This window comes from Paenibacillus sp. Aloe-11 (assembly GCF_000245715.1).
Classification (GTDB): domain Bacteria; phylum Bacillota; class Bacilli; order Paenibacillales; family Paenibacillaceae; genus Paenibacillus; species Paenibacillus kribbensis.
The window spans coordinates 177624-203212 of record NZ_JH601082.1; the positions used below are offsets into that span (position 1 = coordinate 177624).

Consider the following 25589-nt stretch of genomic DNA (forward strand, 5'->3'; position numbering starts at 1 on the left):
CGGACTCATTTAGGTATATCGGAATCATCTAGCTCAATTTCGTGTAAATCGTATAGCTTTCGTTCCACATATCGTACTGAAAACGCAGTATTAGCGCTTGGTTACGTATAGTGGCGGAAAGAGTGGGATTCGAACCCACGCACGCCTCGCGACGCCTAACTGATTTCGAGTCAGCCCCCTTGGACCTCTTGGGTACCTTTCCGCAGCAAGGATTATTATATCATCATTGCAGCCATGACGCAAGCTGATTCTTGTCCATCATGATTCACTTTCTCAGCTCAAATGGTTTCCGAATTCTGCTCGTCAGCATTGGACTTCGAGCGCAGCACCTTCTTCATATTCTTTTCGAACTTGGCACGTGGGATCAGCACACTATGCTGGCAGCCGACACACTTGATTCGAATATCCATCCCCATACGGATAATTTCCATTTCATTTGTTCCGCAGGGATGAGGCTTCTTCATCTGCACAATATCCCCTAGCTCAAACGACTTACGCTCCATCCTTCTCTCCCCCTTTTCCTTCCTCGTAATCCTCTTTCTCAAGGGTTACCGACGTCTCCAACACGGCCTGACGATATTCCACATCCTCCAGAGCCTTCTTGATGTTATTATGGATATCTCGCTCGACCACAGCCGCTGTATTCGGCATACACTCCGCCACAACACGTACAATATACTCTGATGTAGTCATGGACTGAACCCCCAGCACATCCGGTATATTCAGCACCTGCGCATTGGACTCCTCAATCCCCCGGATTGCCTGCTTGACCAGGCCAACCGCTTCTTCCAGACTACGCTCCGCCTTCATCGGTACGTCGACTACCGCCAATGCGTTGGACATGGAGAAGTTCGTAACTGTCGTAATGGAGCCGTTCGGTAAAATGTAAACCTCTCCTTTCCAGCTCACCAGTCTGGTTGTACGCAGCCCAATCATTTCTACCGTTCCTTTGAAGGTTCCTGTCTGAATGACGTCTCCTACGGCAAACTGATCCTCAAAAATAATAAAAAATCCGGTGATTACATCCTTAACCAGGCTCTGTGCCCCAAAACCGACAGCCAATCCAAGCACTCCGGCCCCGGCAATCAGAGGTCCGAGATTAATCCCCATTTGCGACAATACCAGCATAATCAAAATGAAATTGAAGACAATATTGGTTACATTCTTTAGAAGCTCCCCAACAGTCGTTAACCGTCGCGTATTTAATCGGAATCTGCCGTTATCTCCCTTTTGCTGCATCGACTTATCTATAATTTTATTAATAACCCGAATAAAGATACGTGTAATCATGAAAATAATAGCAATTTTCAAAATGACAAACAAAAAGGCCGACCACATTTCACCATCTGTAATAAACTTCCACACAACATCCTTCAAGTGAATTGCACCATTCACTACCTCTTCTGTGCTTGTGTCGCCCTCCAGCCAATGCATAAAGGTCATGCTGTATTCCTCCTTAAACCAGGGAACTTCTCTTCCATCTTCCCACATTCTATTTCCTACAATATAAACTCATCAACTGATGTTATCCATACGCCTATGAATAATCTACTTTCCCAAGTATAAAAACACAAACTTATCCATATACTAGCTACTATCTAAAGAATAAATGTTACCCGCATAACGATCTATATAAAGCGAGCGCAACCGGCACACTCCATTACAGAGCGAAAGGAAGATACCATGTCTCATCCATCTGACTTCATTCCGGGGCAAGAACCCCTTAGCCTAAAAATATCACACACCGACCCCGGGATCCAATCAGCCATCATCCATCGTCTGCTGTTCCATCTGCACCAGGCACCGAGTCTACAGAATATCGTCATCATTTGCATCGGCACCGACCGTTCTACTGGAGATTGTCTCGGACCGCTCGTAGGTACCCATTTATCACGCTACAAAAGCCCCCTATTTAACCTATATGGTACATTAGAGGAGCCTGTACATGCTATGAATCTGCAAACGACGCTTAATGACATATATGCGCGGTATGAACAGCCTTACATCATCGGTATCGATGCATGCCTTGGACAAACCTCCAGTGTTGGATGCATCCAGGTCGCAGAGGGTCCGCTAAAGCCTGGAGCAGGCGTAAATAAAGAATTACCGCCGGTCGGCGATATCCATTTGACAGGTATCGTTAACGTCGGCGGCTTCATGGAGTACTTTGTATTGCAAAATACAAGGCTAAATCTGGTAATGAAATTATCAGATATTATTGCTAGCAGCTTATACTCCGCGATTAAGGAGTGGCATTACCGTTCTGTCCTGCTTGCTGCGCAAGAATAACGGCTTCTTTCTCTTCAGGTGATAAGGAATAGGTTGATTGTCCAGCCTCCAGAGGCTTGGCATACACATAAGAGCCATCCCTGTTATAGATACCGGTTAACACAATGCCATCCTGATTGTTATCTACAATAGCCAGAGAGAAACTCAAATCGCTTCCTCTCTCGCCAAAGGCATTATAACGCTTGATGCCCACATTCCCCTTCAATCCAGTCAGTTTGCTACGTAGAGATTTCATGCTTGCACGATGGGTCGCCTGCTCATCCTCAATCGTATCCATCTGTACTTTCAAATCAATCAGCAGCGTTTCTAAATTTTCAACACCGCTGCCTGCCATCATGGTCTCATACTTGCGCCGCATTTTCTTCAATTTTGCACCCTGTACAATAATAACAATCAACAGTAAGAGCAAAATGAACACGATCCCTGCAACGATTCCAGCAAGCTGTTCCATGATTAGTCCATTCAATTCAGCCATATGCTTGTTTCTACTCCTCTACCTCGAAAATCATGTACCTGTATATCTTATATTTTATACGCTTGAGAACAGCGAAACAAATAACAGAAGGCTATTAGTTTACCCATCCATACCATTCTGATTCTTACAGATTCAGACAAAGCAAAGACATATCTCACTTTCCATTTTGCTCAAGGAGACATGTCCATATTGTTACAGACTACTGCAGTAGCTCCAGTAATCTTTCCAAATCCTGCTGGCTGTAATAATTCAATTCGATTTTGCCTTTATCCTTATTGTGCTTAATTTTCACAGTCGTTTTAAAACGCTCACGCAGGGACTCTTCCATATGGTCAATATAGGGGTCCCTTTTTCGCACCTTGGCTTTGGCCTTCGTCTCTCCAGGCTTGTGATCCAGCTGTTGTACAGCTTCCTCCAGTTCGCGAACACTCCACTGCTGCTCAATACATTGCAGTGCTAGCTGCTTCACTATGCTTGGATCCTTGAGTCCAACAATGGCTCTGGCATGCCCCATAGACAATGTTCCACGTGAAACATGATCTTTAACTTCCTCTGGTAATGCAAGCAAACGAAGAAAATTAGCAATATGAGAACGTGATTTTCCAACCTTCATGGACAACTCTTCCTGTGTTAAGGAAAATTGATCCATTAATCCCTGATAAGCTACTGCCACTTCCATCGCATTCAAATTTTCACGTTGCAAGTTTTCAATCAAGGCAATTTCCATCACCTGCTGATCCGTAAAATTGCGAACGACCACAGGTATGGTTGGATTCCCACAAAATTGGGACGCCCGAAAACGTCTTTCCCCTGCTATAATTTCGTATCCTCTCAATACACTACGCGCAATAATAGGTTGGATAACACCATGCTGACGTATGGATTCCGCTAACTCTTTAATGGATTCATCATCAAATGTTTTTCGAGGCTGGTACGGGTTCGCACGCAACTGGCTAAGCGGAATATCAACAACCTTGTCCTCTTCATTGACTGTAAGGGAGGGAATGAGTGCATCCAGTCCTTTTCCCAACCGTTTACTCATAAGATACCACTTCCTTTGCCAACTCAATATATACCTCTGCCCCACGTGAGCGGGGATCATACGTAATAATGGACTGGCCATGCGATGGGGCTTCGCTAAGTCTTACATTGCGTGGAATAATCGTCTGATAGACCTTGCTTTGAAAATACTTTTTCACTTCTTCAATCACCTGAATACCCAAATTCGTACGGGCATCAAACATCGTCAACAACACACCTTCAATTTGCAATGAGGTGTTCAGATGCTTTTGTACTAATCTTACGGTATTTAATAGCTGGCTTAATCCTTCCAATGCATAATATTCACACTGAATCGGAATAATGACCGAATCAGAGGCTGTCAATGAATTGAGCGTCAAAATACCCAACGATGGAGGGCAATCAATTAATATATAGTCATAATTATGCTTCACAAGCTGGAGCGATCTCTTTAATCTCAGCTCACGAGATATGGTCGGCACCAGCTCGATCTCCGCACCGGCTAGCTGAATGGTTGCTGGAATAATATCCAGCCCCTCAATCTGTGTGCTGACAATCGCCTCACTAGGATCAACCTCATTAATGAGTACATCATAAATGCAATTTGCCACATCCGCCTTATTGATACCCACACCACTGGTTGTATTACCTTGCGGGTCGATATCCACGAGCAATACCCTTTTGCCGAGGGAAGCAAGTCCGGCGCCCAAATTCACGGAAGTAGTTGTTTTGCCCACTCCGCCCTTTTGATTGGCTACGGCTATTATTTTCGACACTTCATTCACCTCATAATTTAATCGGAATTCTGCTACATTCTATGATGCAAAATGCTCTATGGAGACGTTACTTAATCCTTAGCTTACGGATAACGGCAATTTTATAAAATAGAATACGAGTATGCTGCGGCTTTATTGGGCGTTAGACAGAAAAAGCGGCAATTGCTGCCGCCTGTACGCTGCATCCCTTACTTACGTTTGGGAATTTGAATGACAATCTCATAGTGATCCTCGTGATCGGATTCCTTGGTTTTGATATCCAGGCCTGAGCCAGACACCATATCAATGGATTGACGAATCGTATTCAGCGCAAGCCGGACATCCTTGGTAAAGGAAATCCGCTTGGATTTCTTAATCGTTGACACTTGTTTATAAAAGGCAACTCGTGCCTCTGTCTGCTTTACATTGAGTTCCTTAGAAATGACTTCATCTAAAACCTTATACTGTAGCTCTTCAGTCTCTAATGACAATAACGCACGAGCATGACGCTCGGACACCTTCCGTTCCATTAAAGCTTCTTTCACTCTCTCTGGCAGATGAAGCAGTCTTATCTTGTTGGCAATGGTGGATTGACTTTTACCCAGTCGCTGAGCAAGGCTTTCCTGAGTAAGCTGATGGAGATCAATCAACTTCTGATAAGCCACTGCTTCTTCAATCGCAGTCAGCCCTTCCCGTTGAAGATTCTCAATCAACGCGATGGATGCAGCTTGCGAATCATTAAACTCACGAACAATGGCTGGAATGGTGTCCATTCCCAGCTTGGTAACAGCTCTCCAACGACGTTCCCCTGCTATAATTTCATATTGTCCATTACGGAAACGAACGACAATCGGTTGAATTACACCATGCGTCTTAATGGTCTGGCATAGCTCATCAATCTTCTCGTCGTCAAATATGGTGCGGGGCTGATAAGGACTGCTGACAATATCCCGAACAGGAAGTTGCTTTATTTCGTCCCCATTGGATCGCTCCGTCAAACCAAATAGCCTGGAAAATTGTTCTTTCATTCCGTATAATACCACCTAATTTCATAATAGCACCATACTTACAGCGCTTCGTGAAAAACAGTTCCTTACGCGGATCATAGACCCCTTTTATATGAGAAAGCCCCGTAAGTGGATACACTTCGTGTGCTCTCCCGACCTTGTTGCCCCACTTCCCTATATGTATGGCTGGAAGAGGATTTTGCAAAATCCCCGGATAAATGAGTACGGGAAGTAGTCAACTGACATTAAAACGATTATCTCTATTCTATCACTTTTTCAGCCATAATCCTATCGCCTCTACCAGCTTTTCGGAAGGATCAGATAATAAATTGTCCTCCCATCCCGCTGCCTATTTAGTCATTTTCCTTTTCGCTACAAAGTAAATCCCCCGTATCTACAAATTTTCGATAGAGAAAGCCTGCTTGGCCATAAAAAAAAGTGAATGTTTCACGTGAAACACTCACTTTCTTTCAAACATTTACACTAACGGTGATTTCAAAGGCGTACCCGGCTTGCGCGGATATTTTCGTGGGGTAGCTGCCCTTTTTTCAATTATGATCATATGTCTGGCTGCATCTTCAACAGGTAGATGAAAGGCTTGAACATGCTTGATTTTCCCTTTTAGCTCTTTCAGGCTGTAGGAAGCTTCCTTGATTTCCTCCGTTGGATCACTGCCCTTCATCGCAGCAAAGTGACCTCCTTCACGGACAAAAGGCAAACAAAATTCATTCAGTACTGCAAGACGGGCAACAGCTCTCGCGGTAACCAGATCGTAGCTATCGCGGTAGCCTGTTTTACGTCCTAATTCCTCTGCTCTGCTGTGAATCAGTTCAACATTTTCCAACCCCAACTGCTCTACTACATGTGCTAAAAATTGAATACGTTTGTTCAACGAGTCTACAATAGTCAGTCGAATATGTGGAAAGCAAATTTTCAAAGGAATACCAGGAAAGCCTGCGCCTGACCCAATATCAGCAAGGCTTCCCACATCCTTTAACGGAACATAGAAGGCAAGTGAAAGAGAATCGTAAAAATGCTTGGTATACACCGCATCACGCTCTGTAATCCCCGTCAGATTCATTTTTTCATTCCACTCCACCAGCACACGGTAATACGTTTCAAACTGCTCTAGCTGACTGTCATTAATCACAATGCCATGCTCGGCCAGTCGCTGCTTAAATTGCTGTTGTATGGCGTCCATTATGATCCCCTTGCTGCCGTTACGCGGTTATAGTGCTCCAGATAAACCAGCAAAATGGAAATATCTGCAGGAGTCACGCCCGAGATACGGGATGCCTGACCAATGGACATCGGACGGATTTTTTCGAGCTTCTGCTTCGCTTCAATAGCCAAGCCTTGAACCTCATTGTATGCAATATCTTCTGGAAGCTTCTTTTTCTCCATCTTTTGCAGACGTTCTACATGCATCAATTGCTTTTCAATGTAACCCGCATACTTAATTTGAATTTCGACCTGCTCCTGCTCTTCCTCAGTAAGAGAGACAGGTGAAGGTGAGATTTGCGCCACTTGTGCATAGCTGATCTCTGGTCGACGCAGCACCGTTAACAAGTTACTGCCATCTTGTATCGGTGCCGAACCGCTTTGCTCCAGCATTTCGTTTACATCAACTGGGCGAACCTTCGCCAAGCGAAGACGCTCAATTTCCTGCTCTACCTTTTGCTTTTTATCCAAAAAGCGCTCGTACCGATCGTCCGTAATCAGACCAATCTCATGCCCAATCGGTGTCAACCGCAAATCTGCATTATCATGACGCAGCAACAGACGGTATTCTGCACGTGACGTCAGCAAACGGTAAGGCTCATTTGTACCTTTGGTCACCAGATCGTCGATCAGAACCCCGATGTAGCCTTGAGAACGGTCCAATACAACAGGCTCTTTACCCTGAACCTTGCGAGCTGCATTAATCCCTGCCATAATGCCTTGGCCCGCAGCTTCCTCGTAACCGGAGGTACCATTAATCTGACCTGCTGTGAACAAGCCAGGAACCTTTTTCGTTTCCAAAGTAGGCCACAACTGGGTAGGCACCATCGCATCATACTCAATAGCGTAACCGTTACGCATCATTTCTACCTTTTCCATCCCTGGAATGGTGCGCAGCACAGCTAGTTGCACATCCTCCGGCAGGCTGGTTGACAAGCCTTGAACATAGTATTCAGATGTGTTTTTACCCTCAGGCTCCAAGAAGATTTGGTGCTTTGGCTTATCGCTGAAACGTACTACTTTATCTTCAATAGATGGACAATAGCGTGGCCCTGTTCCTTCGATCAGACCCGAAAACATCGGCGCACGATGCAAATTGTCATTAATAATCTGATGTGTTTCTACAGAAGTATATGTCAGCCAGCAAGGAAGTTGCTCATTATCCGAAGACTTCGTCTCATAGGAAAAAAACTTCGGCTGGTCATCACCCGGCTGAATTTCCGTTTTGCTAAAATCAATCGTATCCTTATGCACCCGCGGTGGTGTTCCTGTTTTGAATCGAACGAGATCGAAGCCCAGTTCTTTCAAATGCTCAGCCAATCTCACTGAAGGCTGCTGATTGTTTGGACCACTCTCATACATCAGCTCACCCATAATGATTTTTCCACGCAAATATGTGCCAGTCGTCAGCACAACTGCTTTACTCCGATACTCTGTGCCCGTCTTCGTAATCACACCCACGCAATGGCCGTCTTCTATAATCAGTTCTTCTACCATGCCTTGACGCAGGGTCAGATTGGGTTCCTTCTCCATCGTTTCCTTCATCGTATGCTGATAAGAGAACTTGTCAGCCTGTGCACGCAAGGCGTGAACCGCAGGTCCTTTACCTGTATTCAGCATACGCATTTGGATAAAGGTCTTGTCGATGTTGCGACCCATTTCACCGCCCAAAGCATCGATTTCCCGCACCACATGACCTTTTGCAGGACCGCCAATCGACGGGTTGCAGGGCATAAACGCGACCATATCCAGGTTAATTGTAATCATCAACGTACGACAGCCCATCCGGGCTGCTGCCAAAGCGGATTCTACGCCCGCATGGCCCGCGCCTACGACAATGACATCATAGTCGCCTCCTTGGTATCCCATACCTCTCTTACCTCCTTATACACTCCGGTCTTCCGCCGAATATGCTCTTGTATATCTATAACGATAGCAGGGCTTATACCAGCCATGCTTGAATGTCCTATTTGCCCAGACAAAATTGTGAAAATATTTGATCAATTAACGCATCATGCGCGGTATCGCCCACGATCTCGCCCAAATGCTCCCACGCCAGCCTTACATCAATCTGAATCATGTCGATCGGTACAAATTGATCAGCCGCTTCATAGGCATCCACCAGTGATTGGCGCGCCTTCTTCAACAAAGCAATATGCCGTACATTGCTGACATATGTCATATCGGCTGATTCCAGCTTGCCGCTGAAGAATAAATTCGATATCGCCTGCTCCAGTCGGTCTGCGCCCTCATGCTCCTTGACGGACATCGGTACGATGAGCTCCTCAGGTACATAGCGCAGCAGCAAATCCCGGTCAACTTGGGCCGGTAAGTCCATTTTATTCATAATGACAATCGCTTGTCTACCGCGGATTTGTTCCAGTAATGCCATTTCATCCTCATGTAATGGTTCGTTGGCATTAATCACAACGAGCAATAGATCCGCTTCACTGACCGCCGTTCTTGAACGCTCTACTCCGATCCGTTCCACCACATCCATCGTTTCACGAATGCCGGCTGTGTCCAGCAGCTTGAGCGGGATGTTATTCACCGTCACATATTCCTCAATCACATCACGGGTAGTGCCCGGAATATCGGTCACAATCGCCCGTTCACCCTGGGCCAGTGTATTCAACAGCGAGGATTTGCCCACATTCGGTCTGCCGACAATCGCCGTGGTTAGACCCTCACGCAAAATTTTCCCCTGCTCCGCCGTATGCAGCAGCCGATCAATCTCCGCCATAACCTGACTGCTCTTATCCTTAATTAACTCAGACGTAAAAGATTCCACGTCATGCTCGGGATAATCAATGTTCACTTCAATGTGAGCGAGTGTCTCTACCAAAACATTACGCAAGCGACGAATATTCTGTGACAGCTGTCCATCCACCTGCTTCAGAGCTACCGAAAAAGCTTTATCCGACTTCGAACGAATGAGATCAATGACCCCCTCAGCCTGACTCAGATCAATACGACCATTCAAAAAGGCGCGCTTCGTGAATTCGCCCGGCTCGGCCAAGCGTATATTTTGCAGCAGCAATAGATCCATAACCCGTTTGACGGCTACTACTCCGCCATGAGTACTGATCTCTACTACATCTTCTGTTGTAAAAGAGCGTGGCGCCCGCATCACCGTAACTAAAACCTCCTCCACCTTTTCCTGGTTGTGAGGATCTATAATATGTCCATAGTGTACTGTGTGAGATGGAGCCTTGCTTAGAGGCGTTTTGCTGTGAAACAAAGCCTCCACTTCCGTGACAGCTTCAGGGCCGCTGACCCGTATGACCGCAATGCCGCCTTCGCCGACTGCCGTTGCAATGGCAGCTATGGTATCGCTCAGCATATCGTTTCTACCTCCTATCAAGTAGAAACGGCTTTGCCGTCCTTGATTAAGGACGGCATCCGTTTCAGTCAGAAATATAAGAAAAAAAGCAATGGCTTCTGCACCATGCAGAGAGCCATTGCGTCGGATTATTTTTTGGCAATGACGACGCGCCGATTCGGCTCGTCCCCCTTGCTGTATGTTCTAACCTGCGCATGCTGTTGAAGCTTGGCGTGAATCAGCTTTCGCTCCTGTGACGGCATTGGCTCCAACACGACTTCCTTGCCATAACGAATAGCCTGGTTGGCCAACCGATCCGCCAAATCCTCCAGCGTTTTTTGCCGACGTGCGCGAAATTGCTCGGCATCCAGAACAATTCGGATGAATTTGTCAGAATGACGGTTGGCAACAATATTCGTCAGATACTGCAATGCATCCAAGGTCTGTCCCCGACGACCGATCAGCATCCCGAGCGACGGACCGGAGATATCCAGTATACTTTCATCCTTGCGGTGGTGGACATCAACTTCAACGTCCAATCCCATTCCTGCTGCTGTTTCGCGGATAAAACGCACCGCCTCTTCATAGGGATCAGCTTGTCCCGTAGAGGTCGGGTTTATGTGTGCTTCCCGCGTGACAGATTCAGCTTCCGTAACAGCCTGTCCTGCACGAAAAGGCGCTTGAGCCGATACATGAGGTTCAGCCGTGTGTATGGTTTCGGGAGACGGCTCAGACAGCAGCGTAAGCTCCACCTTCGCCTTCTTGACCCCTAGCCATCCCAGGAATCCTTTTGACGGCTGTTCCAACACGTTTACGGTTACCCGTTCACGGCTTACTCCCAGTTGGGAGAGTCCTTGTTTTACAGCATCTTCAACGGTTTTTCCTGATGTCACGACCTTGGTCATCTCGACTTTTTAGCCCCCTTCGTGTTTCTGTTACTTTTTTTCTTGTTATTGGGTGAGCCCGTCTTCGTATGACTGGCTGTTTTCACATTCGCCAGTGCAGCTTCTTTATCATTATTGCGATAAAGGAAATAGTTTTGGATAATCGTGTAAATATTACTGTAGAACCAGTACAACGGCAAAGCAGATGGGAAGTTATACGACATGAACAGAATCAGCACCGGATAAACGTACAGCAAAAACTGCATCGGTCCCTGCTGCGGTGTCGGATTCAATTTCATCATCATCCAGGTTTGGACAAATGTCGTAATTGCTGCCAGAATCGGCAGGATGAAGAAGTGATCCGGTTTACCTAACTGGAGCCATAAAAAGTCATGATCCCGTAATGCCGAGTTATAGTAAATGGCATTATAAAGCGCGATAAAAATCGGCATTTGTACGAGCAAAGGCAGACAGCCCGCCATCGGGTTGACCTTGTTTTCCTGAAACAATTTCATCGTCTCTTGCTGAACTCTCTCAGGTGTATCCTTGTATTTCGCTTGAATTTCTTTTAATTGTGGCTGAATAGCCTGCATAGCTTTGGAACTGCGTACTTGCTTAAGTGTAAGCGGCAAAATAATCGTCCGCACGATGATCACCAGAATCAATACGGCCAGGCCATACTCTCCAGAGAACCATTGGGCAAATGTATCCAGCGCATACGAAAACCAGTAAACGACATATCTCTGCCACCACGATCCGTTGGCCAAGTCTGCCGTCGTGTAAGAATTGTGGGCCGTCGGGGCACATCCGGACAGCACGGCAACAAGTGCCAATAAGGCAATTAGAAGGAACCATTTCCCTCGTTGAGTCTTCAAACGCGACACTTCATAACCCCTTTCTTAACCAATCCATTCCAACGTAAATCATACCATATCCTGTAGGACAAAGATACTGACTATCGGCGTGAAGACTTGAGCAGCGAGGCTTTGCGCAGAACGTGCAGCACGCTTTTCTCCAGCTCTTGATACGACATCGCAACCGCACCCTTACGGACGATAAAAATCAGATCAATCTGCTCCACCAATTCATGCTCATGATGACGCACAATTTCCTTGACGATTCTGCGCATCCGGTTACGCACAACTGCGTTGCCGATCTTCTTGCTGGCCGAAATTCCGACACGGAACTGCTCTACCTCTCTACGGCGGAACCAGTACACCACAAACTGATGGTTGGCAAAAGATTTGCCATGGCGGTATACGCGCCCAAAGTCCGCCCGGTTTCGAAGACGCAATTTTTTTCGCACGGCGCTTCTCCTTGCTCATCTCTTTTACACACTTCGGCAAGCCAATCCTTACCTCTTATATAGTAAGAAGTATGGACAACATTCCGTCATGGTAATCTCGCTTATTTTACATCCATTTTCAAAAAGCTTCATCTAATATAGGGTAGGAATCGGCACTTCACCCTCTTTTTCACTGCATTTCTACAGATTAGAGGAAGTAATCCGGTCCGTTAATACCTTAATTATGAAAAAAAAGACCACCGTAGTGGTCTTTATGCACGCATTACGCACTCAATACTTTTCTACCTTTTTGGCGACGAGCCGCCAAAACTTTACGGCCATTCTTTGTGCTCATTCTTTTACGGAAGCCGTGAACTTTTTTACGTTTGCTGACATTCGGTCTGAAAGTCGGTCTCATTGTGCTGCACCTCCTTACAAGGGATACGTTTTATATGGAATATACCTAACGTAGCAATCTCCACAAAAAACACCTTTGTACATTTAACCACAAATAGCGGTCAAAGTCAATGTGATTATGAATCCTCTCCCTCTTTTTCGTGTTCAGGATTCAACCCTTCTCATTCACTACTTCATTCTCGTTCACCCTGATTTAACGACAATTTTTTGGTTTCTCCTTCCTCTTATCCAGCATCCCAGCTGTATTCCCTCCCAGCCAAGACCGCTCGTATCCACCTTCTATCCATTCTGCCACTTCAATCCGCTCTTTCTCAGATCGTCGTCGCCAATTCATTCAAAAATAATGTCGGAAACGTTACCGGAAATTTTCAACAGAAAAATAAGCCCCTGTGACCAAAAGGCAACGTCCGTTATACACAGATTCACAAAAAGAACGGTATTGTGATTTAAATGGTCATAACCTGTGCATAACATTTTAGAGCAAAAAAGAGTTATTGTCGAAAACTGAACAAATTATAAACAATATCTTGTGTTGTGAATAAAAATTGTACACAACAGATTGAATTTGTGGATAAATAACCACGAGTCATTGAAATACAAGGCTTCTTTTGCTATGATGATATTACTTTTGAATGTGAATATGTTGTTTTGCCCTCCATATTATCAACACCCTGTGGATAAAGTTGTGAACAAGTTCAATTTATCCATCTTTTTATTTTTGTGCGGATTCGGGATTCTGGGGATATATTCTACATTTTTCATTTGATTTCGACATATTGCAGTCCCGTTTTGGCCTGCGGGATAAAGAGAACGGATCGTGCCGCACATTCCCTCCTGAGAAATATCGCCTTTCTTCTGCCCAGCGGCAGTGGAATTTTCCATCAGTTATTTTTCAGGGTCATTTTGTGCTGCGTTCTCTCATCACACTGCCGCATGATTTAGGCGGCGGTATGTCTTTTTATGGCCTTCAACAAATATTTTTGGGATTTTAGGCGTTTTGCCGAAGCGCCGGGAGCAGCTCTCAGTTCATCGGCAAAATGTCAGGATTTAAAAGGAGTGACGTCTGTGGACAGCCATATCTCTGAACTATGGCAGCAAATTTTATCCATTATACAAACCAAGCTGAGTAAGCCGAGTTACGACACTTGGTTTAAGGCTACCAAGGCAGCGAAACTGAATGACCACTCCATTGTGATTTCTGCTCCGACAACCTTTGCTGTGGAATGGCTTGAAAGCCGCTATACCAAGCTAGTCGGAGCAACGGTTTATGAAATTTGGGGTAAGCAACTGGAGGTCAAGTTCGTCATCGAGGAGAACAAGCCCCCCGAGGTCGATCTTCAGCAGCAACCTCAGCAGCAGCCGGTCGTACATGAAGAAGCCGTGTCCCATATGCTAAATCCCAAATATACATTCGATACATTCGTCATCGGATCGGGGAACCGTTTTGCTCACGCAGCATCGCTGGCCGTCGCCGAGGCGCCGGCCAAAGCGTACAATCCGCTGTTTCTTTACGGCGGCGTAGGTCTGGGCAAAACGCATCTGATGCATGCCATCGGGCACTATATTTTGGAGCACAATCCGACCAGCAAGGTCGTATATTTATCGTCGGAGAAGTTTACGAACGAATTCATTAATGCCATCCGGGACAACCGCGGGGAGAGCTTCCGCAACAAATATCGCAACATTGATATTTTGCTCATTGACGATATTCAATTCATTGCCGGCAAGGAATCGACACAGGAGGAATTTTTCCATACGTTTAACGCGCTTCATGAGGAACGCAAGCAGATTATCATTTCCAGTGACCGGCCTCCCAAAGAAATTCCGACGCTGGAAGAACGACTGCGCTCCCGCTTCGAGTGGGGACTCATTACGGACATTCAGCCGCCGGATCTGGAGACCAGAATCGCTATTCTTCGGAAAAAGGCCCGTGCGGAAAACCTGGACATTCCCAATGAGGCCATGATGTATATCGCCAACCAGATTGATACCAACATCCGTGAGCTGGAGGGGGCGCTGATTCGCGTTGTCGCCTATTCTTCCTTAACCAATCAGGATGTATCAAGCCATCTTGCTGCCGAGGCGTTGAAGGATATTATCCCGTCCAGCCGCCCCAAAATGATCACCATTCAGGATATACAGCATCAAGTCGGGGAATTTTACAATCTGCGTCTGGAGGATTTTAAGGCGCGCAAGCGGACAAAGGCTGTGGCCTTCCCACGACAGATTGCCATGTACCTGTCGCGTGAGTTAACCGACTATTCTCTGCCTAAAATTGGCGAGGCCTTCGGTGGGCGCGATCATACAACAGTCATCCATGCGCACGAAAAAATCTCCAAATCCATTCAAGTGGATCAAGATCTGTTCAAAGTTATCAACAACCTAATAGAGAAAATCAAAAATCCAACCTGAACAAGTTCGGAGCCTATACACAATTTATACACATGTGGATAGGCTTGATTTTATTAGGTTTACAGCTACTTATCCACATATTCAGTGCGCCTATTACTATTACTACTATATTTTAAAGATATTCATCACCTAAATAAGGCCCGCGTCAACGCGTGCTTGAAGGACTAAAAGCCGTAGGAGGAACTTATGAAGATCAGCATTCTGAAAAACGTTTTGAACGAGGCTATACAACATGTATCCAAAGCGATATCAAGTCGTACTACAATTCCAATTCTTAGTGGTATTAAACTGGATGTGAATCATCAGGGTGTAACGCTGACTGCCAGCGATACAGACATCTCTATTCAATCCTTTATTCCAATGGAGGATGGAGACCAGACTGTCGTTCAGGTTGAACAACCCGGAAGTGTAGTCCTGCCAGCCAAATTCTTTGTCGAAATTATCAAAAAACTGCCGTCTCAGGAGATCCGTATGGAGGTAAAGGATCAATTTCAAACTTTCATCTCGTCCGGTGCCACTGAAATTCAAATCGTTGGCCTGGATCCTGAGGAATTCCCTGTGCTCCCCAACATTGAAGAAAATCAGGTTATCTCTGTGCCAGGTGATTTGCTCAAAAATATGATCAAACAGACGGTTTTCTCCATTTCCACCCACGAAACAACACCCATTTTAACCGGGGTATTATGGAATTTGGCTGAGGGAGAATTAAAGTTTGTAGCAACGGACCGCCACCGCCTGGCCACCCGCAGCGCTCGTTTGGAATCGTCTGAAGGCTTGCGTTTTAGCAATGTTGTCATTGCAGGCAAAACGTTGAATGAGTTAAGCAGAATTATTCCGGATCAAAATATGCTTGTGGATATCGTCGTGGCGGACAATCAGGTGCTTTTCAAGGTTGACCGGGTACTATTTTATTCCCGCATCCTGGATGGAACCTATCCTGATACTTCTAGAATTATTCCAACCTCCTACAAAACAGAACTGATTGTGGATACAAAAAGTTTGAGCGAGTCTATCGACCGTGCTTATTTGCTGTCCCGTGAGGAAAAAACGAATATTGTAAGAATGCAATCGTTGGAAAATGGCGGTCTGGAGATCTCCTCCAGTTCCTCTGAGCTTGGTAAGGTGCGTGAGGAAGTGAATGTGTCCAAATTTGAGGGAGAGCCACTCAAAATCTCATTCAACTCCAAATATATGCTCGACGTGCTGAAGGTAATTGACAGTGAGCAGCTGACGATCGCTTTCACCGGCATCATGAGCCCGATTATTTTAAAACCGGCAGATTCCAGCAATGCGCTGTACATCATCCTGCCGTATCGCACAACCAACTAACATGTAGCGTTACCTGCCTGAGAACAAGCGAAAGGATGAACAGCCCTTGAAACGGATATCGATACAGACCGAGTACATCAAGCTCGATCAATTTTTAAAACTGGCTGACTGTGTATCAACAGGTGGAATGGCCAAAGCCCTCCTACAGGAGGGACAAGTCCGCGTCAACGGCGAGCCGGAAGAAAGACGGGGAAGAAAGCTGTACCCTGGCGATACTGTAGAAGTAGAGGACAACGGAAGTTTCGAAGTTACGGCAGGAGCATAATCGCCTAGTCGGCAAGGACTCCTTTTAGGTACGGAGTAGCAAGGGGGACCCTATGTGTTTGTGAACAACATTGCTTTGCAGCAGTACCGGAACTATGAACAGCTGGAGCTGAATGAATTTGGGCCCGTTAATTTGCTGATTGGACAAAATGCCCAGGGCAAAACGAACCTTGTAGAGGCGATTTTTGTACTGGCTTTGACCAAAAGCCACCGAACGTCGCGCGATAAGGAGTTAATCTCTTTCGGAGCTGCTTCTACTCATCTGGCTGCGGATGTGGATAAAAAATACGGAAAAATCAGGCTGGATCTGTCGTTATCCACACAAGGCAAAAAAGCGAAGATCAACGGACTGGAGCAGCGAAAGCTGAGTGATTTTATCGGTTCGTTAAACGTGGTCATGTTTGCCCCCGAGGATCTGGAAATTGTCAAAGGAACACCGGGGGTCCGCCGCCGGTTTCTTGACATGGAAATTGGACAGGTAGCTCCGGGCTATCTGTATCATTTGCAGCAATATCAAAAGGTGCTGGTTCAGCGAAACAACCTGCTCAAGCAAGCTTGGGGGAAAGATATAGCCTCGGTGCAGCTAATGCTGGAGGTATGGAACGAGCAACTTGTTGAGCATGGTGTTAAAATTGTTAAAAAGCGGAAACAATTTATAACGAAGCTGCAAAAGTGGGCTCAGGCCATTCATGAAGGGATCGCGGGGGGGGCTGAAGAGCTAAAATTAACCTATGTTCCCTCCTTCAGTGAGCCAGAGGAAGAAGATGAAGCTGTCTTATTGGAGCGATTTATGATAAAGTTATCCCAAATGAGGGAACAGGAAATCCGCCGTGGCATGACTTTGGCGGGACCCCATCGTGATGATTTGGCCTTTGCCATTAATGGCAGAGAAGTGCATACGTATGGCTCTCAGGGGCAGCAGCGGACGACGGCCCTGTCCTTGAAGCTGGCTGAAATTGAATTAATTCATGAGGAAATCGGTGAATATCCGGTCCTGCTCCTGGATGATGTTTTGTCTGAGCTGGATCCCTATCGTCAGACTCAACTGATCGAAACTTTCCAGAGCAAGGTACAGACCTTTATCACCGCAACCGGGATTGAGAGTTTGAACGCGGAGCGACTCAAGGATGCGAGTATTTATCACGTCCATGACGGGCATGTGGATCACTAAGGAGTGAGTAACCGATATGTATATTCATTTGGGTGGAGAAAAAATCATCCGCTCGTCAGAGCTTGTGGCTATTTTCGATATCTCGATTGAAAAATCCTCTAAAATCTCCAAGCAATACGTGAACCATGCCCAGCAGCAAAAGCATGTCGAGATGATTGGCGAAGAGGAAGCCAAGTCCATCGTAGTGACTCAGAATACGGTGTATTATTCCCCCATCTCCTCAACAACACTCAAAAAGCGGGCAAACCAGTTTGTTGCCAATGCTTAACCATAGAAATCTATAGAAGTAGGTGAAAGGCATGTCTATGAATCAACCGTCTTATGATGCGAGCGAGATTCAGGTCCTGGAGGGCCTGGAAGCGGTTCGGAAACGTCCCGGGATGTATATTGGCTCCACGAGTGTCAAAGGTCTCCATCATTTGGTCTGGGAAGTTGTGGACAACAGCATTGACGAAGCGCTGGCAGGTTATTGTAACAGCATTCAGGTTATCGTTCACACGGATAATAGCATTACCGTTACAGACAACGGTCGCGGCATTCCGGTAAGTGAGCATGCCAAAATGAAAAAATCAGCGCTGGAAGTCGTTATGACTGTACTTCATGCAGGTGGTAAATTCGGAGGCGGAGGGTACAAAGTCTCCGGCGGTCTGCACGGGGTTGGTGTATCCGTAGTGAATGCTCTATCCAGCAAAGTGATCGTTCATGTCAAACGGGACGGACATGTGTATGAACAGGAATATCATCGCGGTGTACCGCAATATGATGTGAGAGTTATCGGTGACACAGATGAGACGGGGACCCAAACGACATTTTATCCGGATGAGCAAATTTTTACAGAAACAACCGTATATGACTATGATACGCTGCAAACGCGGATTCGTGAGCTGGCTTTTCTGAATAAAGGGATTGCCATCAGCCTGACTGATGAGCGGACAGGTGCCAGCGATACATTCCACTACGAGGGCGGAATCAGTGAATACGTACAATTTTTGAATCAGCAAAGAGAAGCACTTCATGAGCAGCCGATTTATGTCGAAGGCTCACGCGATATGATCCAAGTCGAGGTTGCGCTGCAATATAACGACAGCTACACCGAAAATATTTATTCTTTCGCCAACAATATCAACACGCACGAGGGCGGAACGCACGAATCTGGCTTCAAGAGTGCATTAACCCGGATTATTAACGATTATGCACGCAAAAACGGCCTGATTAAGGATAGCAATGCCAACCTGACTGGCGATGATGTGCGTGAAGGTCTGACGGCGATTATCTCCGTCAAAATTCCGGAACCGCAATTTGAGGGTCAGACCAAAACAAAGCTCGGTAACAGCGAGGTGCGAGGGATTGTCGAATCCCTGTTCGCGGAGAAACTTCAGGAATTTCTGGAGGAAAATCCATCTGTCTCTCGCCGCGTAGTTGATAAATCCTTACAAGCAGCACGTGCCCGCGAAGCAGCGCGCAAAGCGCGTGAGCTGACGCGTCGTAAAAGTGCGCTGGAAATCAGCTCTCTTCCCGGCAAGCTAGCGGACTGCTCCTCCAAGGATGCTTCGATTAGTGAGCTGTACATCGTCGAAGGTGATTCAGCGGGTGGATCGGCCAAACAGGGCCGTGATCGTCACTTCCAAGCTATTTTGCCGATTCGCGGTAAAATCCTGAATGTAGAGAAGGCACGTCTGGATCGTATTTTGTCCAGTGATGAAATCCGCTCGATGGTAACTGCAATGGGTACAGGGATCGGAGACGATTTTGACATCTCCAAAGCACGTTACCACAAGGTCATTATCATGACGGATGCAGATGTCGACGGTGCTCACATTCGCACGCTGCTGCTGACGTTCTTCTATCGGTATATGCGTAAAATTTTAGATGCAGGCTATGTTTACATTGCTCAGCCACCGCTGTTCAAGGTAGAGCGCAACAAGGTCATACGTTATGCGAATTCGGAAGCAGAGCGTGATGAGATCATCAGGGAATTTGGGGAAAATGCGAAGTACAATGTACAGCGCTATAAAGGTTTGGGTGAGATGAACGCGGCACAGCTATGGGAAACGACGATGGACCCTGAAAGCCGTACTATGCTTCAGGTAACCATTAATGATGCGATGCTGGCAGATACACTGTTCAACACCCTAATGGGGGATAATGTAGAACCTCGCCGCGACTTTATTCAGGAACATGCTAAGTATGTGAAAAATCTCGATTTTTAATGTGTGATATTTTCATCTTAGCTAATGTACTATTTGCTCGCTATGATTTGAGTTCAACACCAAGGGGCGCCCAAACGGCGTCCCTTTTCTTGTTCATTAACCAGCTAGGGTGAATTTGAATAGTTAACGTCATTGCCCTAGGTCTTTCTCTTAGAGTGTGCAGGCTTGCCCGTGGACGCTGAATAACGGCCATAGCCTACAGCATACCTGAATATTTTATGATAAAGGCTTTTGTTGGGAAGGAAAGAAAAGACTTTAATGGCTGGTCTCGTATTAACCTCCAAAATCCACGGATAGATCTGCTGATCCAATCCCACATCCAATCCAATTTCCTTTAGCCGAGGGTATCTTTTTTGCAGCTGCCAGGCTACTCGCTCGCCTAATTTTGATAGTTTTTGCTCTAGGTGTACTGCTTCCTTTTCATCCAGATAGGGTGCTACAAGTTCATTGAAAAAGCGTACTGTACCACCGCTATGGTGATTGGTGACGACTTTGTCAGGAGCAGCTATGCGTCCTATGATAAGCGTCGTTTCCCAATGTTTCCTCAGGTTCATCTGGGTTAATACCCGCAGGTCAAAGGGACGCGTCTCATGTTGAAGAAGGTCAATCCCGCGTTGGATCAGATATGGACGCTTCTTTATGCGGTTAGAAACCACCTTGTTCAGTTCTTCCAGACTGTCAAAAGTAAGGGTATCTACTTCATAACGAAGGACGTACCAGATTCTCTCTCCGATGATTCCTTCTTCTGTTGGAGGAAGCGGCTCTGTGAGCCTTTCTGCACGCATAACCCCTTTTCCATAAGTACCGTTGTCCGGCTTAATATAGACAGTTCCATACACCGCTAACATTTCGTTCAAGTGCTCGAATGTGTACAAACGTGTCTCCGGTATATAAGGGGCCAACGTCGGATTGGGGAGAATGGCATTTGTTTTGGTCCACTTACTGGCTACTCGCTGAATAGACAAGTATTCTCATTCCTTTCTTTTCGTAATATGAGTCGCGTCCATGGAATTCACAACACTTTAATAAAACAAGGGAAACTAAAGGACAAGCGCGGAAAACAATGATATAATAGAGAAATACGGCGTTTTTCGGAATCTTGCTACATTAGCCCTGACCGTATACGTATTGTATGTGGAAAAGGCCCTTAGGGTGGGGGCTAATCCCCAACTCAGGGGAATTTGTTATAATCAGGGCTTGTTAGTGGTGTAAGGGAACAGCTATCTGCTTCTACCAGAAGGGGTAAGACGAGGGATTTACGCTGTAAAGGGGACAGAGGCGTTTAATTGTGCTCTTTTTGTGAAAGTAATATAATTATACAGATGGGTTTTTAGCCAAAATCCTGCGCAGAGAGCGGAGTATATAGGCAGTGTCTTGTTAGGCTTTTCACATAGAGAGCAATGTATTGAAGGACGAGAAGGAGGACCAGCATGGCCGATCAAAATAACCCGCAGATCATTAACAGGGATATCGGAGTGGAAATGCGCGAATCCTTTATGGATTATGCCATGAGTATTATTGTTAGCCGTGCCTTGCCTGATGTGCGGGACGGACTAAAGCCGGTACACCGTCGTATTTTGTACGCGATGTCCGAGCTAGGCATGTCGCCAGACAAACCTTACAAGAAATCAGCAAGAATCGTCGGCGAAGTTATCGGTAAATATCACCCTCATGGTGATACGGCTGTATATGATACGATGGTGCGGATGGCGCAGGATTTTTCCTTGCGTTATATGCTGGTGGACGGACACGGCAACTTTGGCTCCGTAGATGGAGATATGGCGGCTGCGATGCGTTACACCGAAGCACGGTTGTCGAAGATTGCAATGGAAATGCTGCGTGATTTGAACAAAGAGACCGTTGATTTCATGCCGAACTACGACGGTGAAGAGAATGAGCCTGTCGTGTTGCCTGCACGTTATCCTAACTTGCTGGTCAATGGTGTCGGGGGAATTGCAGTCGGAATGGCTACCAATATTCCTCCGCATAACTTGGGAGAGGTTATCGACGGTGTACAAGCACTAATCGAAAACCCTGACATTACGCCAATGGAACTTATGGATTATATCCAAGGGCCGGATTTCCCGACAGCAGGCTATATCTTAGGTCGTTCTGGTATTCGCCAGGCGTACCAAACGGGCCGCGGTTCTGTGACCATGCGTGCAAAGACCACCATAGAGGAAATTGGCAATAAAGCACGGATTATCGTGCATGAGCTGCCTTACCAAGTGAATAAGGCTCGTCTGGTCGAGAAGATTGCTGAATTGGTGCGTGACAAACGCATTGAGGGCATTACAGATCTGCGGGATGAATCGGACCGTACAGGTATGCGTGTCGTTATCGAGTTGCGTAGAGATGTGAACCCGAACGTCGTTCTGAATAATTTGTTCAAACATACGGCTATGCAGTCTAATTTCGGTATCAATATGCTTGCCATTGTGAACAACGAGCCGAAGATATTGAATCTGAAGGATGTCTTGTATCATTATCTCAAACATCAGGTTGAAGTTATTCGTCGTCGGACAGAATTCGACCTGAAAAAAGCTGAAGCTAGAGCACACATTTTGGAAGGCTTGCGCATTGCTCTTGATCATCTGGACGAAGTTATTGCCTTGATCCGTTCCTCTCAAACTGCAGAAGCAGCTCGTGAAGGACTGATTGAGCGTTTCTCACTTACTCTTGAGCAGGCTCAAGCTATTCTCGATATGCGTCTGCAACGCTTAACCGGTTTGGAACGTGAAAAGATCGAGAATGAATATAACGAATTACTACAAAGGATTGCCGAATACCGCGAAATTTTGGCCAACGAGCATTTGGTGCTTAACATCATTAGCGAAGAGCTGAATGAGCTTAAGGAACGCTTTGCTGATGAGCGTCGTACTGAAATTACAGTAGGTGAAGAGAGCATTTTGGATGAGGATCTTATTCCTCGTGAAGATGTTATTATTACCGTAACCCATACCGGGTATATTAAACGCCTTCCCGTTACTACCTATCGCAGTCAAAAACGCGGTGGTCGTGGTGTAGTGGGTATGGATACCAAGGATGAAGATTTTGTAGAGCATCTGTTTATTACGAATTCACATCATCACTTGTTATTCTTCACCGACAAGGGCAAAGTATATCGGATTAAGGCTTATGAGATTCCAGATCTCAGTCGGACAGCCCGGGGGACACCGATTATTAATCTAATTCAGATTGAGCAGGGCGAGTCGATCAATGCGGTTATTCCAATTGAGGAGTTTGTTGAGGATAGCTATCTGTTCTTTGCGACCCAACAAGGGATTATCAAGAAGACGCCGCTCGACGACTATGCTAATATTCGCAAAGGTGGCCTGATCGCCATTAACCTGCGTGAAGATGATGCCCTGATCGAAGTAAAACTGACGGACGGACAGCAGGAAATGATTATTGGTACGGCAGAGGGCATGTCTATTCGTTTCCCTGAGAGCGATGTACGGTCTATGGGCCGTAGCGCTACGGGGGTTAAAGGGATCAGTCTCGATGAGAGTGATGCTGTAATAGGTATGGATGTTGTTGATACCGACCTGGATATCCTGATTGTAACGGCCAAAGGCTATGGCAAACGTACCCCTGTAGCGGATTATCGTATCCAAAGCCGCGGAGGTAAGGGAATTAAGACAATTAATGTTACGGATAAAAACGGTCCGGTTGTCGGCCTTAAGGTTGTAAAAACTGAAGAGGATTTGATGATCATTACGGCCAGTGGTACCGTGATTCGGACCAGTATGGATGAAATCTCTACAATGGGCCGTAATACACAAGGGGTAAGGCTGATTAACATCCGCGAGGATGATTCGGTTGCTACTGTATGTCGTGCGAACAAGAATGAGGAGCAGGAAGAACTGCTTGAAGAGCTATTAGAGGGCGGGGAAGCCAGCGAAGGTGCATCTCCATCAGGTGCTGAGCCTGTTCTTGATATGGATACAGAAGGTACGGAAGGCAGCGATTCAGAGTCTTCTGAGAACGAATAAGAAGCCACCCATACTACACAAGTGGTTACTGGATTTTTAAGTGATGAGGAAGACTCCTTGACTATTGTGGTCAGGGAGTCTTTTTCTTATTCTGGTTTGAATTCAGAAGGCCAAGCTTTAAATGGTATAAAATGAATGTACAGGATCATTTCCAAGTAATATAATGACATCATAAACTGGCAGCTGGAGCAGCTGTTGTGAGAACAGAGAGGTTGACCATGACAACTGTACCCGTATCCGAATTAAAAGCAGGGCTTAAACTGCAAAGCGATGTATTTACTGAAATGGGCAGCTTGCTGCTGCCGAAAGGGCGCATTCTACTGCCCCGGGACCTGGAAATTTTACAGGCGTTCCTGATCCAGCAAGTGGAGGTAGGGATGGAGGATGATGCAACTTCCGGCGGTGATCATGCTACTGTTCGATCGGGAGCAGCTGAGTCACAAGCCCCCTTAGATGAGCGGGATGAGTTTACACAATTCCAGGATGAGTATGACAAAATGGTGATGCTTGTTAAGAGTGCATTCCAATCAGTGCTTGTCTCTAGTTTATCTATATTTGAGCTACGAAGTCAGCTGGAGTCCTTATTGGCGCACATACAGCGCTATAACGTAATGACATTTATTCCGCGATCCATGATCGAAGTTGATTATATTTTTCACAATGCTGTATTGACCTCACTTACTTCGTATTCCATTGCGCAATGGATTGGTTTGCCCCAAAAGGACTGGATGCAGGTTGCCTTTGCCGGATTGCTTCATGATATTGGCAATGCCAAAATGGACCCGGTCATCCTCTACAAGCCTTCTGCATTAACAGGGGAGGAGCAAGAGGAGATCCGTCGTCATACTTCACTGGGATATCAGTTGCTCAAAAATGTGAAGGCCATTAACGAAGGCGTGCGTCTGGCTGCTCTTCAGCATCATGAAAAAGTGGATGGTACCGGATACCCATTGCGTCTCAAGGGGGAACAAATCCACATATACGCTAAAATTGTCGGAGTGGCTGATGTATTTCATGCCATGACGCTGGAGAAGACATATCGACCTGCCCAATCACCATACCTGGTTTTGGAGCAAATCAAATCAGAATCGTTTGGCAAGCTGGACCCAAGTGTAGTACAGGTTTTCATTCACAAGCTCACCCAATTTAACAACGGGACCAAAGTACGTCTTAATGATAATCGCATAGGGGAAATCATATTTGCTGATCGAGATCATCCGACTCGTCCGTTGGTTCAAGTAAATGGGGAAATCGTTAACTTGATGCTTCACAGAGAGCTTTATATTGAATGTATTGAGACTTAATTCTTTTTTTGAAAAAAAAGAGTTGCAAATTATAATAAAAGTATGATATATTCTTTCTTGTCGCTTCAAGTGTTGTCGAAAAAGAGTAAAAACACTTTCGAAAAAAAGTGTTGACATAACTCTGAGAAATATGATACACTATAAAAGTTGCTGAGGGGTTAAGGCCTGAGGCTAACATGAAGTGTTTGATCTTTGAAAACTGAACAACGAGTGAGTAATGATTTTGTTC

At 45.9% G+C, this 25589-nt stretch carries 23 protein-coding genes and 1 tRNA gene; 9 read left to right on the top strand and 15 right to left on the bottom strand.

Annotation, left to right across the window (positions count from 1 at the left end; all coding sequences use genetic code 11):
• Window positions 1-111 precede the first annotated feature (111 nt).
• The 3 genes from WG8_RS25715 to WG8_RS25725 all read right to left on the bottom strand — a co-directional run bounded on the left by WG8_RS25715 (window position 112) and on the right by WG8_RS25725 (window position 1443).
• A tRNA-Ser gene (locus tag WG8_RS25715) sits at window positions 112-202 on the bottom strand.
• Between the two features lie 76 nt (window positions 203-278).
• On the bottom strand, window positions 279-503 hold the full coding sequence (locus WG8_RS25720) for a DUF951 domain-containing protein (protein WP_007433236.1): 225 nt from the start codon (window positions 501-503) through the stop codon (window positions 279-281).
• Window positions 493-1443: a mechanosensitive ion channel family protein gene (locus WG8_RS25725; protein ID WP_007433237.1), complete on the bottom strand. Its 951-nt coding sequence runs from the start codon at window positions 1441-1443 to the stop codon at window positions 493-495. The genes WG8_RS25720 and WG8_RS25725 overlap by 11 nt, the downstream gene beginning before the upstream one ends.
• A 240-nt stretch (window positions 1444-1683) precedes the next feature.
• Here WG8_RS25725 and yyaC point away from each other — a divergent pair, with 240 nt between their 5' ends.
• Window positions 1684-2289, top strand: a complete 606-nt coding sequence (gene yyaC, locus WG8_RS25730) for a spore protease YyaC (protein WP_043891429.1) — start codon at window positions 1684-1686, stop codon at window positions 2287-2289.
• Here the strand turns inward: yyaC and WG8_RS25735 are convergent.
• The 11 genes from WG8_RS25735 to rpmH all read right to left on the bottom strand — a co-directional run bounded on the left by WG8_RS25735 (window position 2243) and on the right by rpmH (window position 12676).
• Window positions 2243-2764, bottom strand: coding sequence for a DUF4446 family protein (locus tag WG8_RS25735; protein WP_007433240.1), 522 nt, complete (start codon window positions 2762-2764; stop codon window positions 2243-2245). The two genes, yyaC and WG8_RS25735, sit on opposite strands and share 47 nt — an antisense overlap.
• A gap of 199 nt (window positions 2765-2963) precedes the next feature.
• Entirely contained in the window at window positions 2964-3806 is an 843-nt protein-coding gene (locus WG8_RS25740) for a ParB/RepB/Spo0J family partition protein (protein ID WP_007433241.1), read from the bottom strand.
• Window positions 3799-4560: a ParA family protein gene (locus tag WG8_RS25745; RefSeq protein ID WP_007433242.1), complete on the bottom strand. Its 762-nt coding sequence runs from the start codon at window positions 4558-4560 to the stop codon at window positions 3799-3801. The genes WG8_RS25740 and WG8_RS25745 overlap by 8 nt, the downstream gene beginning before the upstream one ends.
• Window positions 4561-4748: 188 nt before the next feature.
• Complete coding sequence (gene noc / locus WG8_RS25750) at window positions 4749-5567, bottom strand: nucleoid occlusion protein (protein WP_007433243.1); 819 nt, start codon at window positions 5565-5567, stop codon at window positions 4749-4751.
• A 457-nt stretch (window positions 5568-6024) separates the two neighbouring features.
• Window positions 6025-6747 carry a 16S rRNA (guanine(527)-N(7))-methyltransferase RsmG gene (gene rsmG / locus WG8_RS25755; protein ID WP_007433244.1) on the bottom strand — a complete coding sequence of 241 codons (723 nt, stop codon included), beginning with the start codon at window positions 6745-6747 and terminating at the stop codon, window positions 6025-6027.
• The gene (gene mnmG / locus WG8_RS25760) at window positions 6747-8636 is read right to left on the bottom strand and encodes a tRNA uridine-5-carboxymethylaminomethyl(34) synthesis enzyme MnmG (protein ID WP_007433245.1); all 1890 of its coding nucleotides are present in this window, start codon (window positions 8634-8636) and stop codon (window positions 6747-6749) included. The genes rsmG and mnmG overlap by 1 nt, the downstream gene beginning before the upstream one ends.
• Window positions 8637-8733: 97 nt before the next feature.
• Window positions 8734-10110 carry a tRNA uridine-5-carboxymethylaminomethyl(34) synthesis GTPase MnmE gene (gene mnmE / locus WG8_RS25765; RefSeq protein WP_007433246.1) on the bottom strand — a complete coding sequence of 459 codons (1377 nt, stop codon included), beginning with the start codon at window positions 10108-10110 and terminating at the stop codon, window positions 8734-8736.
• A 128-nt stretch (window positions 10111-10238) separates the two neighbouring features.
• Window positions 10239-10994 carry an RNA-binding cell elongation regulator Jag/EloR gene (gene jag, locus WG8_RS25770; RefSeq protein ID WP_007433247.1) on the bottom strand — a complete coding sequence of 252 codons (756 nt, stop codon included), beginning with the start codon at window positions 10992-10994 and terminating at the stop codon, window positions 10239-10241.
• Window positions 10991-11857 (bottom strand): YidC/Oxa1 family membrane protein insertase, encoded by an 867-nt coding sequence (locus tag WG8_RS25775; RefSeq protein WP_007433248.1) that lies wholly within the window; start codon window positions 11855-11857, stop codon window positions 10991-10993. Before WG8_RS25775 ends, jag begins: the two co-directional genes overlap by 4 nt.
• A gap of 71 nt (window positions 11858-11928) precedes the next feature.
• Window positions 11929-12279: a ribonuclease P protein component gene (gene rnpA, locus WG8_RS25780; RefSeq protein ID WP_007433249.1), complete on the bottom strand. Its 351-nt coding sequence runs from the start codon at window positions 12277-12279 to the stop codon at window positions 11929-11931.
• A gap of 262 nt (window positions 12280-12541) precedes the next feature.
• Window positions 12542-12676, bottom strand: coding sequence for a 50S ribosomal protein L34 (gene rpmH / locus WG8_RS25785; protein WP_007433250.1), 135 nt, complete (start codon window positions 12674-12676; stop codon window positions 12542-12544).
• Between the two features lie 1064 nt (window positions 12677-13740).
• On the opposite strand from rpmH, the gene dnaA reads away from it, so the two are divergent.
• The 6 genes from dnaA to gyrB all read left to right on the top strand — a co-directional run bounded on the left by dnaA (window position 13741) and on the right by gyrB (window position 20061).
• On the top strand, window positions 13741-15087 hold the full coding sequence (gene dnaA, locus WG8_RS25790) for a chromosomal replication initiator protein DnaA (RefSeq protein WP_043891439.1): 1347 nt from the start codon (window positions 13741-13743) through the stop codon (window positions 15085-15087).
• A gap of 186 nt (window positions 15088-15273) precedes the next feature.
• On the top strand, window positions 15274-16416 hold the full coding sequence (gene dnaN / locus WG8_RS25795) for a DNA polymerase III subunit beta (protein ID WP_007433252.1): 1143 nt from the start codon (window positions 15274-15276) through the stop codon (window positions 16414-16416).
• A gap of 46 nt (window positions 16417-16462) precedes the next feature.
• Entirely contained in the window at window positions 16463-16681 is a 219-nt protein-coding gene (gene yaaA, locus WG8_RS25800) for a S4 domain-containing protein YaaA (RefSeq protein ID WP_007433253.1), read from the top strand.
• Between the two features lie 54 nt (window positions 16682-16735).
• A complete protein-coding gene (gene recF / locus WG8_RS25805) occupies window positions 16736-17851 on the top strand; it encodes a DNA replication/repair protein RecF (protein WP_007433254.1) in 1116 nt (371 codons plus the stop codon).
• A gap of 16 nt (window positions 17852-17867) precedes the next feature.
• A complete protein-coding gene (remB, locus tag WG8_RS25810; RefSeq protein WP_007433255.1) occupies window positions 17868-18119 on the top strand; it encodes an extracellular matrix regulator RemB in 252 nt (83 codons plus the stop codon).
• 31 nt (window positions 18120-18150) lie between these two features.
• Window positions 18151-20061, top strand: coding sequence for a DNA topoisomerase (ATP-hydrolyzing) subunit B (gyrB, locus tag WG8_RS25815; protein WP_043891430.1), 1911 nt, complete (start codon window positions 18151-18153; stop codon window positions 20059-20061).
• 137 nt (window positions 20062-20198) lie between these two features.
• On the opposite strand, the gene WG8_RS25820 is transcribed toward gyrB, so the two are convergent.
• Window positions 20199-21026, bottom strand: coding sequence for a YheC/YheD family protein (locus WG8_RS25820; protein ID WP_007433257.1), 828 nt, complete (start codon window positions 21024-21026; stop codon window positions 20199-20201).
• Window positions 21027-21491: 465 nt separating this feature from the next.
• On the opposite strand from WG8_RS25820, the gene gyrA reads away from it, so the two are divergent.
• Both gyrA and WG8_RS25830 read left to right on the top strand, forming a co-directional pair.
• The gene (gene gyrA, locus WG8_RS25825) at window positions 21492-24056 is read left to right on the top strand and encodes a DNA gyrase subunit A (protein WP_007433258.1); all 2565 of its coding nucleotides are present in this window, start codon (window positions 21492-21494) and stop codon (window positions 24054-24056) included.
• Between the two features lie 218 nt (window positions 24057-24274).
• Entirely contained in the window at window positions 24275-25360 is a 1086-nt protein-coding gene (locus WG8_RS25830; RefSeq protein ID WP_007433259.1) for an HD-GYP domain-containing protein, read from the top strand.
• Window positions 25361-25589 lie beyond the last annotated feature (229 nt).